The 14,041-nt window shown below is 34.0% G+C and carries 14 protein-coding genes and 1 pseudogene; all 15 read left to right on the top strand.

All coding sequences use genetic code 11. The features are described from left to right. The 15 genes and pseudogenes from JG554_RS09035 (at position 1) to JG554_RS08965 (ending at position 13,916) form a co-directional block, all read left to right on the top strand. Positions 1 to 828, top strand: coding sequence for a phage tail domain-containing protein (locus JG554_RS09035; RefSeq protein WP_203265241.1), 828 nt, complete (start codon positions 1 to 3; stop codon positions 826 to 828). Between the two features lie 9 nt (positions 829 to 837). Continuing rightward, positions 838 to 2,391: a phage tail protein gene (locus JG554_RS09030; RefSeq protein ID WP_203265240.1), complete on the top strand. Its 1,554-nt coding sequence runs from the start codon at positions 838 to 840 to the stop codon at positions 2,389 to 2,391. Then, positions 2,384 to 2,902 (top strand): hypothetical protein, encoded by a 519-nt coding sequence (locus JG554_RS09025; RefSeq protein ID WP_203265239.1) that lies wholly within the window; start codon positions 2,384 to 2,386, stop codon positions 2,900 to 2,902. The genes JG554_RS09030 and JG554_RS09025 overlap by 8 nt, the downstream gene beginning before the upstream one ends. 14 nt (positions 2,903 to 2,916) lie before the next feature. Then, the gene (locus JG554_RS09020; protein WP_203265238.1) at positions 2,917 to 4,629 is read left to right on the top strand and encodes a phosphodiester glycosidase family protein; all 1,713 of its coding nucleotides are present in this window, start codon (positions 2,917 to 2,919) and stop codon (positions 4,627 to 4,629) included. 13 nt (positions 4,630 to 4,642) lie between these two features. Further along, positions 4,643 to 6,313: a phage baseplate upper protein gene (locus JG554_RS09015; protein WP_203265237.1), complete on the top strand. Its 1,671-nt coding sequence runs from the start codon at positions 4,643 to 4,645 to the stop codon at positions 6,311 to 6,313. Then, positions 6,313 to 6,804: an XkdX family protein gene (locus JG554_RS09010; protein WP_238394757.1), complete on the top strand. Its 492-nt coding sequence runs from the start codon at positions 6,313 to 6,315 to the stop codon at positions 6,802 to 6,804. The genes JG554_RS09015 and JG554_RS09010 overlap by 1 nt, the downstream gene beginning before the upstream one ends. A gap of 36 nt (positions 6,805 to 6,840) precedes the next feature. Beyond that, on the top strand, positions 6,841 to 7,263 hold the full coding sequence (locus JG554_RS09005) for a hypothetical protein (RefSeq protein ID WP_203265236.1): 423 nt from the start codon (positions 6,841 to 6,843) through the stop codon (positions 7,261 to 7,263). Further along, positions 7,250 to 7,648, top strand: coding sequence for a hypothetical protein (locus JG554_RS09000; RefSeq protein WP_203265235.1), 399 nt, complete (start codon positions 7,250 to 7,252; stop codon positions 7,646 to 7,648). Before JG554_RS09005 ends, JG554_RS09000 begins: the two co-directional genes overlap by 14 nt. Positions 7,649 to 7,695: 47 nt before the next feature. Beyond that, positions 7,696 to 8,430, top strand: coding sequence for a BppU family phage baseplate upper protein (locus tag JG554_RS08995; protein WP_203265234.1), 735 nt, complete (start codon positions 7,696 to 7,698; stop codon positions 8,428 to 8,430). Further along, positions 8,427 to 9,518, top strand: a complete 1,092-nt coding sequence (locus tag JG554_RS08990; protein WP_203265233.1) for a S8 family serine peptidase — start codon at positions 8,427 to 8,429, stop codon at positions 9,516 to 9,518. Before JG554_RS08995 ends, JG554_RS08990 begins: the two co-directional genes overlap by 4 nt. A gap of 4 nt (positions 9,519 to 9,522) precedes the next feature. Continuing rightward, a complete protein-coding gene (locus JG554_RS08985; RefSeq protein ID WP_107520604.1) occupies positions 9,523 to 10,014 on the top strand; it encodes a hypothetical protein in 492 nt (163 codons plus the stop codon). Between the two features lie 147 nt (positions 10,015 to 10,161). Next, positions 10,162 to 10,635 carry a phage holin gene (locus JG554_RS08980; protein WP_107520603.1) on the top strand — a complete coding sequence of 158 codons (474 nt, stop codon included), beginning with the start codon at positions 10,162 to 10,164 and terminating at the stop codon, positions 10,633 to 10,635. 293 nt (positions 10,636 to 10,928) lie between these two features. Further along, positions 10,929 to 11,615, top strand: a complete 687-nt coding sequence (locus JG554_RS08975; RefSeq protein ID WP_192948081.1) for an AP2 domain-containing protein — start codon at positions 10,929 to 10,931, stop codon at positions 11,613 to 11,615. Between the two features lie 115 nt (positions 11,616 to 11,730). After that, a pseudogene (locus tag JG554_RS08970) lies at positions 11,731 to 12,642 on the top strand (N-acetylmuramoyl-L-alanine amidase); the annotation flags it as partial. 101 nt (positions 12,643 to 12,743) lie between these two features. After that, positions 12,744 to 13,916 carry an IS256-like element IS256 family transposase gene (locus tag JG554_RS08965; RefSeq protein WP_000195429.1) on the top strand — a complete coding sequence of 391 codons (1,173 nt, stop codon included), beginning with the start codon at positions 12,744 to 12,746 and terminating at the stop codon, positions 13,914 to 13,916. Positions 13,917 to 14,041: the final 125 nt, after the last annotated feature.

Genomic DNA, 14,041 nt, shown 5'->3' with positions numbered 1-14,041 from the left:
TTGAAAAAAGAAGTAAGGTTATTTAATGATAACTTTGATATTAAACTGACAGACACACCTTATTTAAGATTTCTTGACCATATAGAAGAAGGTGTGGAAGTTAAAGCAAATACAACTGAAATCAATGGTACTGATGGTGTACTAATGGGGCCGACTACGTTCGGTCCTTTTAATTTGGTTTTAAACTTTTCTTTCAGAGGATTAGATACTAAAGATTTAATACTGCAAAAACAAAAATTAAGGAACATTTTATTCCGACGTGTGCCTTATTATATTTGGCATTCAGATGCACCAGGTAAGAAGTATTTAGTTTATTGTGATAGTAACGAAAACGAAGATTTAACGCATTCGTTTGCTACATTTAAAGTTACTTTTGTGGTTGTAAAAGGTTATTCAGAATCGTTAAGGGATACTAACGACATTGAATTGTTGCAGGAACGTGTTCAATTCGAACAAGGATTAGAATTAGCTGAAAAACTACAGTATAAACATAAAACAAAAAGTTTCAAAATATACAATGGTTCGACCGATGTCATAGACCCACTTATGCGACATAAGTTGATTATTAAATTGTCTGCAGAAGCCCCTAACGGATTTAAGATACGTAACAAAACGACAAAAGATGTATTCGAGTACAAAAAGAAACTTAAAAAATCACAAGCTTTTGTTTTAAATGGTGTTTATCCTTATGTAGATAAAAAAAGAGTTGGCGTAGATACAAACTATAGCTATATCACACTAGCACCAGGAGAAAATAACATCGTTATTGAAGGTGATGGTGTCGAACAAATAGACATTGAATTTATATTTAATTTTATTTATAGGTAGGTGAAAGAATTGCATCAAATAATTGTACAAGACAGACAAGGGACACGTGGTGAAATACTTATTGATTTCGACCCTAGTTCATTCAAATATGAATATGAAATAAACAACGAACGATCAATCTCTTTCACTGCTTATAAAACTAACATGAACGCTGATGTATTCAACATGCTACAGAATGAGGCCATTGTTTTGTGGAAGGGTCAAAAATATGTAATCAAGCAAACACAAATTAAATCAGATAATACAATGCTTACGGTCGAAGTGACTGCTAAGCATATTTTTATGGAATTTCAAAACCACTATATACTCAAAGATTTAGAAAATGAAGAAATGAATAGCGAGGAGAATACAGATGAAGAAAAACCCTCATACACCTTAGAACAATATCTTCAATTTGGTTTCAGTGGCAATAAGTTAGGTTTTACTTATGAGATCATTGGAAATTTCGACAATCGTATCGTTATAGACGAATTAGGTAATAAAAACGGTATGGAATATCTAATTGAAGGTGCTGAATTGTTTGATTATATATACTTTGCAGATAATAAAAAGATTTATATATATAAACCAAACAAATTTTACAAAATGGCAGAAGAAGTTATTCGTTACAAATACAATACCGATGAAGTTAGTGCTAGCGTAACAACTACAGAGCTGAAAACGTTTATTCGAGGTTATGGTAAAAAGAAAACGACTAAAGAAACCAAAAACTACAGCCCTATAAAAACACCACAGATGACGTTTAAAGGTACTTTCATTCAAAAGGGTAATTGGCGTACAGAAACAGTTGGGGCTTACTATGAGCGTGAATTTGACTGCAAATGGGGTAACGAAACTTTAGTATACAACCTTAAAAAAGGAACTGCAGGCGGTATATGGGATGTTTTCTTAGACGATGAATTTGTTGACACATTCGAATGTTTTTCTCGTACTGCTACAACCGAACGCATAGTTATTGCAAAGAATTTGAGTAAAGGCAAACACAAATTTAAAGCTGTATTCAAGGGTGGCATTAAAAGTCTTAACTACAAAGACAAAAAGCCTATTGGTTATGTTGGAACGGAAAAACAAAATATATTAAATTTAACAGCAGTATTAAGTGGCGATGATTTATATCATTATAAATCTGAATACAAATCACCCAATTATAAAACTTTTGGTCATGCAGAAGCGCCTACAGTATTTGACGATAATGTGTTAGACAAACAAGAACTTACCGAAAAATTAAAGACTGAATTGCAAGATGAACCTACTGTTGAATTATCTACTAACTACTTAGGCTATGAACAGATAAAAGAAAATAATATTATTCATTTCGTTCATGAACCGTTAGGATATAACACTGATTTAAAAGTTGTAAAAATCACAGAGCCACACCCTTTAGTCAACGAACCAGTTGATGTTGAATTTAGCAATGCTAAGCAAGACATTATCAGTATTCAACAAAATATCAATCGCAAAATCAAACAAATAAATCAACCAAACAAAACAACAAGCGTATCGACTTCTGTTGGTATTGGTTTAGATAAAGACATAGTAGGGAGTGTGGTATTAAGTGAGTAAAGATGTTGATGTTATTCAATTTAGAAATAGCGATGGTGAATATGTTTATACTAAGACGCATTTAGATGCTATTGACGGTATGGAAGAATATACAGAGGGTTTAACGCAAGTTGCACAAATATTAGGTGATTTCATATTTGACACTGGATGGAAAGAATACGATACCCATATAGATGTGAAAAAAAATAGTTTATATTCTAGTGATGGGTTTAACTGTGGGATAAGAGAAGTCATCTTAAACCCAAGTATATTTGGCAACGGTAATCAAATTAGATTAAAAATGATACGTGTTAATTTAAGAGATTTTGTTGACGGACAACAAATAGCACAACTCCCTACTGGTTTCATGAGCAATACGCAAGTATTTTATTCACGTTCTGGCAGTGGAAAACAACCTATCATGGTTGAAATTCGTAGTAATGGAAAATTAAACGTCTATATAGATAAAGCTGACCAATCAGCAAAATCAATTGACAATTGGATTTATGCACAATTTACTTGGATTGAATAGAGAGGGTGAAGTGAATGGCAAATTTATATGAGAACTTACCTTATAGTCTTAATAATGAATTCAGAGGTTATTTGGTAAGTAATTTTAAAACTTTAAACAAAGATAGACAGCTGGTATCAGAATTAGTAGATAATCATAAAAATCAAGAAGTAAAAGCGCACACGTCAAAACAAATAGATCATAACGGCAAACCACTAAATCAAACAGTAGATGTTTTATCGGGTCGTATTAACAATCAAATTTATGGGGCTAGTAAAAATAGCTCTGCAGAGGTTAAAGATATTCGTGTCGGAATGGACGGCACTGTTCATGATTTAGCACAAGATAGATTAATGAAAGATTTTGCTAAGATTGATGATGTTGCTACACAAGCCGATAATATGGCGCAAAAACATGAAGGACAAATTAAAGAAAGTGCTTATTATAATGAAATAAGTTATGTGAGCGGCCGTAAATTTGATACAACATATAAAATCGTACGCATTCCACATAGAGATAGTGATGGTAATTTAATCAAATTAAGAAAAGGTATTTCAGGTAGTAATCCTAGTAAACCTGACCATATTACAGCTAGAGATTTTGCAAAACAAACAAGTGCAACTTTTGTAGCGAATGCTAGTACAGGAAGTGGCTCCCAATTAAAGTTGCATGGTCAACAAGTCTACAACGGTCAAATATTAGACAGTGTGAAAGACTATGCTCCATTGAAAGATAGATGGACTTTAGCAATGGCAGATGATAATACATTAACTTCTTTTCCACCAAATATCACAGCTAAAGAAATCAAGGATAAAGGTTATAACAACACATTTAGCGGTTTTGGTCCTTTAATTATGGAAGGAAAAAAAGTGTACACAGAAGGTGATTACAGTCCTAACAGTGAAGCATCTCATCCACGTACGGTTATCGCTCAATTACCAAATAAAGATATTTTAATATTCACTTGTGATGGTCGAATTACAGGAAGCACCTTACATCAAAAAGGTATGACCTTAAACGAAGTAACCGAAGTATTGTTTAGTCATTATGGAGATATAGAATTTGCTTACAATTTAGATGGTGGTGGCAGTTCGTCAGCTGTATTACGTTCAAGAATGTTAAACAAACCATCTGACAATAATAATAAATCTGAACGTAAATTACTAGACTTTATCTATGTAGGCAAAGACCCAAGACAAATCAGAGATAAAGACATCCAAAAAGCATATGAAGATATCGGAGATTTGAGAAATAATTTCCAATTCCTGTATGGATTACTTACAACTTGGAATGAAGTAAATTCTAATGAGTTGAGAATAAGAAATTATAACGATTATACAGGAATTGTAACAATGGACGGGGAAAATGCTAAGAAGAAATTCTACATGCAACCTAATGAGTTCAGATTTTGGGATTACGATACTTCAAGAACATGGTTTAGAGTAACAGATGACGCTATGCAGTTACACAATAGAGAGCTGGCAGATAATTTCTCTGCACCTAGAAGTGTGAAAGATTGTAACAACTTGCAACGTGGTGGAACATATCATGTACCAAAAAACGCTAAAGGGTCACCTTATCCGAATCAATCAAGTTCAATAGTAACTCAATATAACGTAACTTATGCAAGTTTTGATGATGCAGCAACAGCTTTCCAAACAGCTGTGCCATTTGCAAGATCTGCAAATTATAGAATGAAACGAAGAACATTCGCAGAAGGTAAATGGTCACAATGGTATGACGTATAAAAGGAGTGGTTAAATGTATAACAAAGAAGGAAAAATTAAATTAGAAACATCGGCGAATTACGTCCCTATTGGTAATACGAATATCACATTTTATGACAGCGATATTGGAACAGCCGACTTAATATTCTACATTACACGCAATCAACAGCCACTCGAAGTGAGTGACGAAAATGTTGATTGTTTTTTAATGCTTAAAGCTAAGGATGGAACTTATATTGTAGATACTGCACACGTGGTTGATCCATTAAATGGAAAAGTTAAATATACGATTCCCAAAGAATTTCTAACACACACAGGAAGTGTTAAAGGACAAGTATGGATAACTGTTCATGGTAAAGAAGATATGATAACAGAAGTTGAGTTTAGCTTTACTATCAAAGACAGTATGTTTACAACTATACCTGCAGTTGACAAGGTAAACTACATTCGTACATTTGAAGATTTAAGAGAACGTATCGAAGATAGAGTTCAGTATATTGAAGAATCATTAGCTAACGGCGATGACTACGTAACACAAATGGATGATACATTCCAGAGTGGTATGAAATCGTTAAATGATAGAAGTTCGCAAGTTATTAGTGAGATTAATGCTTTAGCTGATAATTACAGACAAGAGTTAAACGATTTAAAAGATAACAGTGTTGAAGAAATCAACAATAAAGCAATACAGGCTAAAGAAAGTATTGAGGAACTAAATCAAAAAGATACGACTAATTGGCAGAAACATAAACTTACACAAGATGATGGTACTCTCCGTACTATTGCTAATTTTGATTTTAATAATATTGATGATTATTTAACTAAGAGTGAAATGATATATGCTACAACACCAGTGAATGGTCCTGAACTTGTCAGTGGCTATGTGGGTTTCAAAATCAGAGGTGGTTATGGTGTTTTAACATACCAACCATGGAATTCAGAAAATATTTATATGACAAGAAAAATTGGAAATGATGGATGGTCTAAGTGGAAAAAAATTACAAACGATAACACTCGTCAATGGTTAGGCACTTTAGGCTCAGAAGCAAGTGGCTACAATAGTGTGTTAGATTTACCACCAGGGCTCTATGAAGCAACCATTCCAAGTGATGCATGGACTGTAGACGCACCACAATCAATGAATGGTAGCGACTATATTGCAGCTATTGATGTCTACGAAGGTAACGGCAAACGTAAACAAATAAGATTAGTGCAAAATCAATATAATTATGAATTTTTGGCTACTGTCCACACGGAAAATGTAGATAATCCAAATGGCCGTTTTATGGGTTGGAAACGTGTAATGAACGCAGAAGAATTTGAAGCCAAGAACAACGATACAGGTTGGATTAATTGGGAAGTTATGAACGACGCTGTTCCTTTAGGTATAGACCAAGAAACGTCTATACGTAATCAATACAGAGTGATTACTACAAACGGTGTGAAAAAATGTTATTTGAGAGTGTATGTAAATAACATCACGACACAAATGACGATTGGCTCTATACCAAAAGGACATGTGCCTAAAGTACAAAACTTTTATGTAAGGACACCAGTAACGATGAACCCTGCTGTTTTAGTGGCGGATGTTGACGGCCAATTAAAAGTTTATTTAAACACTAACGACACTGCCAAATGGCAACCTGGTCATTACATTATAGGTGAAGTGTCTTGGATAATTGATGATGTAGGAGCTGGTATTTAATGGCAGAAACAGTTTATTTATACGATGGATCGCCTAAGTTAGTAGTTAGTAATTGGGATTATCCCTCTCAACCTTATACAAAGATACCACCAAATGAAGGGATGTACTATCCAATATATTTTGATGAAGATAAGCAAAAATGGATAGGTTCTGAACCTCCGTTGAAGAATAGTGATTTACAAAGATTAGAAGAAGCTATCAACTCACAAAATCAAAAATTTGAAGAAGTGATTGATAGATCTAACAAGATAGAAAAAGATAACCTCAAACTCACGAGGTATGCTGCTAACTTATTACTAAATTTAGCATATGTAAAAAAACATGTTGGGTACACGCCTAACATTATTAACTTAGAGGATATTCAGTATTTCTATGATAAAAATATTTATACTGATTTTACTTTAAGGCAGTTAGTAGATAATGAAATTTTAACAAGTGAAGAATATAAATCATTTACTGGTGATGATTATCCAGAAGAACCACAGGCTTAGGCTTGTGGTTTTATTTTATAGAAAGTAGGTGAACACATGAACGAAAACTTTACAATACAAGATAAACTAGCCACTTTATCTTTGTTTGGGTTAGGTGTGTTTGTAGATATACGAGGTGTCTATTGGCTCATAAGCCAAGAAAAGGTTATTAACGAAAGTGATTTTTACCGAGCGCTAAACGAAGTCATGCCTATTTGGATATGGGGTTTAATACTACTTATGTTTGGTACTTGTCTGATTCTATCAAGTCTATTCTTTGGTAAACGGTCTGTTAATAACACTTCAAACTGTTTTATGTTAGTAGGAGGCGTAGGAAGTGCTATTATACACTTCTTAATGTCGTCAGCGAGTGTATATAATGCACTTAATTGGCTAACACCGGCACAAATGCTTATCATGACGGCATGGCTAGGATTTGTCGGTTTCTTAGGTGGTTTGGGTATTTATGGACGAAGATAAATATGTGCTAAGACACGAGTGGGAAAAATCAAGAGGCAAGATACACGAACGCATAAACGAAGTAGATAACAAACACACAGACAATTTTAATAGTTTGTTGAATAAAGTAGATAGACAGACATTGCTACAAGAGAAGGCATTTGAATCACAATCCAGGTCCGAGAAACACTTAGAAAAAATGAGTGAATCATTATCGACGGTGGGAACAAGAGTTACTGATTTAGAATATGAAACAAAAAGTCATGAGAAAGAAATTAAAAATTTGCAAGGAACTGTAGAAGCAGAAGCAAAAGGAAACAGAGAAGTAATTGGCTACTGGTTAGGATTTGCTGGTGTTGTATTAGTACCACTCATCACTTTAGTAGCAAATATCTTTTTTAAATAAGTCGGCGCTCATGTGTCGGCTTTTTTATTATACAAGGGAGTGATTAAATGGCTATATTTAAAAATTCAGATTTTACAGCTAACATAAACAACGAAACTGTAGAAGTAAAAAAGAGCAGTGCTAATTTTTATAGTGAAGATAAAGATACAGCGCAAATCAGGATTTACGTTAAATGGTATGGTAAAACACTTAATTTAAAAACAAGCAAACTTAAACCACAACTAGATTTATTTTTAGCTGATGGTTCTATATTCCTTGATGAACCTTTAGACACTATAAATGAAGAATTAGGTTTGATTCAATATAAAATACCACAAAAAGTTATTAAACATGTTGGTTTAGTACGATGTAAGTTGTTTCTAAAAAATGGAAATAAAGCTGTTCACGTTGCTAATTTTACGTTTAACATTCTTGACTCTGGTGTAGAAGGTGCGGTTGAAAAAGAAATTAGTGTAAATCTTGTTGATAATGCGGTTCGTAGAATTGTGAGAGATAATGCAATTGAGTTATTAGGTGATAATTTCGAACAACGTTTAAACACAGATGTAGTTAAGCATTTGGATAGTAATCCTGAACTGTTTAAAGGTGAAAAAGGTGATACTGGTGAGCAAGGTCCACAAGGAGTACAAGGTCCTAGAGGTTTCAATGGGCAAGATGGTTTGAATGGCGCTAGAGGTGAAAAAGGGGACAAAGGTGAAAAAGGCGATCGTGGGGAAGATACTATTATTGTATCTAAAAATCAACCTGAAAAAGCGGTTGTGTGGTTTGAGGTGATTGAATGAACAAATATTTGATTGTTTTTCGCGAAGCTCCAACCGAAAGTTTGTTTGAAAAAATAAATGTAAAAAATATTCGTTTTTATAAAAATTTGCCGAATATCGTTACATGTTATTTAAGTGAAAATCAGTATTTAGAATTAAAAAGGAATTCTGAAATAAAAAGTATTGAACTAGATAAAAGTGATGTAATGCAAGGTGAAACGACACAAAATAACCAAAAACAATCATATGCAGTAGATTTGACAGAAGCAAGAAAATTTCACAAAGAAGGTATAACTGGAAAAGGGATAAAAGTAGCTATTGTAGATAGTGGAGTACAAAATCACGAGGATTTAAAATTATTAGGAGGGTATAATGCTTATGATGAAAATATGCCGTATAACCACAACTTAGCTATTAATCATGGAACAAAAGTTGCAGGTGCAGTTGCAATGCAAGATAACGATAAAGGAATGGCAGGTATTGCGCCAGGCGTTTCGCTTTATGCTGTTAGAATTGATGACGGGAATGGCACGATAAACAGAACCATTTGGAGCGCACAAATTAAAGCTATAGATTGGTGCATAGAAAATGGAATGGATGCTATAAACTGTTCATTTTCTAGTAGTACTGATTCTTTAGCAAGGAGAGAGGCTTTTGAACACGCTTACAATGAAGGGATAGCTATTTTTTGTAGTGCGGGGAACTCACAACCACTTTACGATAATGAAAGTTCCACAATTGCATTTCCATCTAAATACCCGTTTGTTGTAACAACAGCAAATATAAATTCTGACAAAACTAGATATGTTACAAGTTCAATAGGGAGAGGAATAAATTTTTCTAACGGTGGCGTTTCGGTAAATTTAACTGATATAGATAACAATGTGGATATCAGTTCAAAATATCAAGTTGGTACAGGTACTTCTTATGCAAGCCCTATAACTATGGGAATGTATGCACTATATAAAGAAAAGTATGGTGAAAGTCGAGATAAAATATTACAAAGAATGTATGTCAATTCAGAAAAAATAGGTGATGAAAGATTGTTTGGCGCTGGCATACCTAAATATCCTGAAATAGATTATTTTAACATACAAATGAAAGGTTGATTGTATGGAAATTAACTACAAGGATAACGGAGATTTTAAAAAAATTTACCCTACTACGCTTTCCGAAAACGTTATAATGAACAGTGGAAAAAATGTGGAAAAATGGAAAAAAGAAGTTGATGATGATCTAAACAAAATAGAAGATAACATTAACCTTTTGAAAGCCGAACCAACAACAGGCAAAATATGGGAAGGGAATACCACTTTGAGTGCTGGGGAAAGAGTAACACCTAGCAAGCCTATTTTAGATTGTAAAAATGGATGGTTGCTTATTTTTAAATATGTGGGTGCTTATAGTAATTTTAATTATGAGTATATACCCAAAATTCACATTCCTATCGCTAATAGTGGTGGGATAAAACTTGTGCTTGGTTCTGCTAACGGAACTTATGTTCAAAAGTATATTTACATTAAGAACGAAACTATAAGTGGACACGATACAAATATAAACAACGGAAACGAAAAAATAGAACTGTTTAATGTCTATGAGTATTGAAATTAAATAATCTGATTAAAGGTGATGTTTTATAACTTTAAGGCAACCATATGTCCCAATGTAACACAGGGCGTTTCCCAGCGTCCTTTATATATAAATAACTAAAGTCACTCCTAACGGGGTGGCTTTTTATTATGGAGGTAAACTATGAATTTTATATTAAGACTAAAAAATAAAGCAACACTTACAGCTATTGTGGGTGCGATTTTACTATTCATTAAGCAAATAACGGAAGCATTTGGCGTTGATTTATCTGCACAGATTGAACAAGTAAGTGGATTGATAGGTGCAATCATTACGTTTTTAGTTGGTATAGGTGTTGTTACTGACCCTACTACAAAAGGTGTAAAAGACAGTGGTATAACTAAGACTTACACAAAACCACGTGATGAAAATGTCAATCCAGTTGAGTATCAGAAAGTGGTTAGTGACGAAAAAGTTACACCAGAACGAAAAGAATTAACTCCCGAAGAATTTGACACATCTGAACCATTCACTGATGACACTGACGAAGTAGAATTTGATGTTGCGGATTATGAATATGATGAAGAATTGAAACGTGGTGCTAGTCGTTACCACGATGATGAAGTATTGAAAGTGAGTGATGAAGATGGTAGCTAAATTAACTAAAAAAGAAGCTATTAAATATTTGTATTCACTAGAAGGTAAAGGCTGGGATTTCGATGGAGTTTATGGGTTAATTATTGCATAGCCCATGTAAAAGCCTTTGAATTGCTGGGAAACCCTAACGTATAAGACGAGGGCAATCAGCAGCGAAGCCTGCATGGTAGCAGTGTGGGAACGTTCAACGACTAAGTATCGACAATTGTCGGACAGCGGAGGCTATCCTTGATGACTTATCTATATTCTTATAGTATAATTAAGACAACTCATGTGGAAAGGTTGTTTTGATTATGGGAGGAATTAGAGCGAAAGTTGGCGAAGTTTATAATGGTATTGAGATATTAGAATTTTCTCATGTTGATAAAAATGGTAAAAGAAAGTTTAAAGTAAAATGTCCGTATTGTAACGAGAAATTTATTACATTAGGTACAACTATCGTAAATGGTAGGACAAAATCTTGTGGCTGTTTAAAAAGAAAACTAGCTTCAGAAAGGTTTAAAAAACATGGTTATTCAGGCACTCATCTGCATAATGTTTGGAAAGGTATAAAATCCAGATGTAGAGACAAATCTTACCATGCTTATGATAGATATGGAGGGCGTAATATAAAAGTTTGCGATGAATGGGATAAAGATTTTATGAAATTTTATAACGATATGGCTCCGAGTTATTTTGAAGGTGCAGAATTGGATAGAATTAACAACAATGACGATTATAAACCATCAAATTGCAGATGGGTAACGCATAAAGAAAATAGCAACAATAGAGCTAAATACAACAATAATAGCGGTTACACTGGCGTTCATTTCGGAAAGAAAAACCAAACCTATCAAGTAAATTTAAGTCATAATAGAAAAATCATTTATATTGGAAGTTATAAAACATTAGAAGAAGCAGTCAATGCTAGAAAACAATTTATCATTGATTTCAATAAAAAACACAATACCAATTATAAATACGAAGAATATCAAGGATAATGATATAGTCTAGTCTTGCGTGAAAGCGTAAGGTTCTTTTTGTAGAGCTATTTAATGTTATACAAGCGTAGTAAGAAATTACTACAGGGAAAGGCGTTAAATATAATGTAACGGGCAATGCTTCGATTTGGCAAACAAATACTGGCATCAGTTATTTGGTCATGGGTTGAAAGGCGCTGGTGCTGCTGACATTCCTAACGTGAATAACTTCAATGGTGAAGCTACCGTGTACAACAACACACCTAGTTTCAAAGCAGAAGAAGGCGACATTGTTGTGTTCAATCGCAACTATGGTGGTGGATATGGTCACGTAGCTATTGTTACAAAAGGTAATTATGATGGTAAATATATGCAGTTCCAATCATTAGATCAAAATTGGTTTGGTGGGGGAAGTGCAAAAACAGAGGTAGCTCAAAGAATTGTTCATAATTACGATTTTCCTATGTGGTTTATTCGCCCACATTATAAATCAGAGAGTGCGAAAAAGGTTTCTACACAATCTGCTACTAAAACTGCCACCAAGAAGAAAACAACAGCTAAAAAGAAAATGAAGAAATTAAGTTATATACGTGATGAAGTGAAAGGTTATCGTTTACCTAATCGTGGATATAAGCCAACTTCAATAACGTTACACAATGATGCAGGCAGTGTAGGCGCTACTGCAGAAGCTTATCATCGTGGATTAGTTAATGCACCTTTATCACGTTTAGAAGCTGGTATAGCTCATTCATATATCAGTGGTAATACAGTTTATCAAGCATTACCAGAAAGCCGAATAGGGTGGCACACAGCTAACCAGAATGGTAACAAAAATTCATATGGCATTGAGATATGTCAATCTATTGGTGCTAGTGATAAAGTGTTTCTAGCTAATGAACAAGCGAGCTTCCAAGAAGCTGCAAGATTATTAAATAAGTGGGGGTTAAAAGCAAACAGAAATACAATTCGATTACACATGGAATTTTCACAAACTAGCTGCCCTCACAGATCAATGAAACTGCATACTGGTTTTGACCCAGTAACACAAGATAAAGTCCGTATAATTGTGTAAAAGTAAAAAGGCCATATAACAGTCCTTTTACGGTACAATGTTTTTAACGACAAAAACATACCCAGGAGGACTTTTACATGACCCAAGTACATTTTACACTGAAAAGCGAAGAGATTCAAAGCATTATTGAATATTCTGTAAAGGATGACGTTTCTAAAAATATTTTAACAACGGTATTTAATCAACTAATGGAAAATCAACGAACAGAATATATTCAAGCAAAAGAATATGAACGAACAGAAAACCGACAAAGTCAACGAAATGGCTATTATGAGCGCAGCTTTACGACACGTGTAGGCACGCTAGAATTAAAAGTACCCAGAACACGTGATGGCCATTTTTCACCCACAGTGTTTGAACGTTATCAACGAAACGAAAAAGCCCTCATGGCTTCAATGTTGGAAATGTATGTATCAGGCGTTTCAACTCGTAAAGTATCAAAAATTGTGGAAGAACTTTGTGGTAAATCCGTCTCTAAGTCCTTCGTTTCTAGCTTAACAGAACAGCTAGAACCTATGGTTAACGAGTGGCAGAATCGTTTATTATCAGAAAAAAATTATCCTTACTTAATGACCGATGTACTCTATATAAAAGTACGAGAAGAAAATCGAGTACTCTCAAAAAGCTGTCATATAGCGATTGGAATAACCAAAGATGGCGACCGTGAAATTATCGGCTTCATGATTCAAAGTGGCGAAAGCGAAGAGACCTGGACAACATTTTTTGAATACCTAAAAGAACGCGGTTTACAAGGTACGGAACTCGTTATTTCTGATGCGCACAAAGGATTAGTCTCTGCCATTAGAAAATCCTTCACCAACGTAAGTTGGCAAAGATGCCAAGTTCACTTCCTAAGAAATATCTTTACCACCATTCCTAAAAAAAATTCAAAATCTTTCAGAGAAGCTGTTAAAGGAATTTTTAAGTTCACAGATATTAACTTAGCGCGTGAGGCTAAAAATCGATTGATTCATGATTATATCGATCAACCAAAATATTCAAAAGCTTGCGCATCATTGGATGATGGATTCGAAGACGCCTTTCAATATACCGTACAAGGAAATTCCCACAATCGACTAAAGAGTACCAATCTAATTGAACGACTGAATCAAGAAGTACGCAGAAGAGAAAAGATTATTCGCATCTTCCCCAATCAAACATCAGCCAATCGCTTAATTGGAGCCGTTCTTATGGACCTACATGATGAATGGATTTATTCTTCAAGAAAATACATCAATTTTGATAAGTAGAAATGGTAAAAACATTGTATAGCATTTTACACAGGAGTCTGGACTTGACTCACTTCCTTTATTATTTTTCATTTTTTAAACTATTTAATACTAATGTCTTTTATAATAGCTTTTCATATATTATA

This window comes from Staphylococcus sp. 11-B-312, assembly GCF_016743055.1.
Lineage (GTDB): Bacteria > Bacillota > Bacilli > Staphylococcales > Staphylococcaceae > Staphylococcus > Staphylococcus ureilyticus.
Note: the sequence above shows the minus strand (reverse complement) of the source record. Positions and strands in the feature narration are given on the sequence as shown.

Coding starts and splice junctions, on each gene's coding strand:
- JG554_RS09020 (WP_203265238.1), top strand. CDS start 2,917: ATGGCAAATTTATATGAGAACTTACCTTATAGTCTTAATAATGAATTC.
- JG554_RS09015 (WP_203265237.1), top strand. CDS start 4,643: ATGTATAACAAAGAAGGAAAAATTAAATTAGAAACATCGGCGAATTAC.
- JG554_RS09010 (WP_238394757.1), top strand. CDS start 6,313: ATGGCAGAAACAGTTTATTTATACGATGGATCGCCTAAGTTAGTAGTT.
- JG554_RS09005 (WP_203265236.1), top strand. CDS start 6,841: ATGAACGAAAACTTTACAATACAAGATAAACTAGCCACTTTATCTTTG.
- JG554_RS09000 (WP_203265235.1), top strand. CDS start 7,250: ATGGACGAAGATAAATATGTGCTAAGACACGAGTGGGAAAAATCAAGA.
- JG554_RS08995 (WP_203265234.1), top strand. CDS start 7,696: ATGGCTATATTTAAAAATTCAGATTTTACAGCTAACATAAACAACGAA.
- JG554_RS08990 (WP_203265233.1), top strand. CDS start 8,427: ATGAACAAATATTTGATTGTTTTTCGCGAAGCTCCAACCGAAAGTTTG.
- JG554_RS08985 (WP_107520604.1), top strand. CDS start 9,523: ATGGAAATTAACTACAAGGATAACGGAGATTTTAAAAAAATTTACCCT.
- JG554_RS08980 (WP_107520603.1), top strand. CDS start 10,162: ATGAATTTTATATTAAGACTAAAAAATAAAGCAACACTTACAGCTATT.
- JG554_RS08975 (WP_192948081.1), top strand. CDS start 10,929: ATGGGAGGAATTAGAGCGAAAGTTGGCGAAGTTTATAATGGTATTGAG.
- JG554_RS08965 (WP_000195429.1), top strand. CDS start 12,744: ATGACCCAAGTACATTTTACACTGAAAAGCGAAGAGATTCAAAGCATT.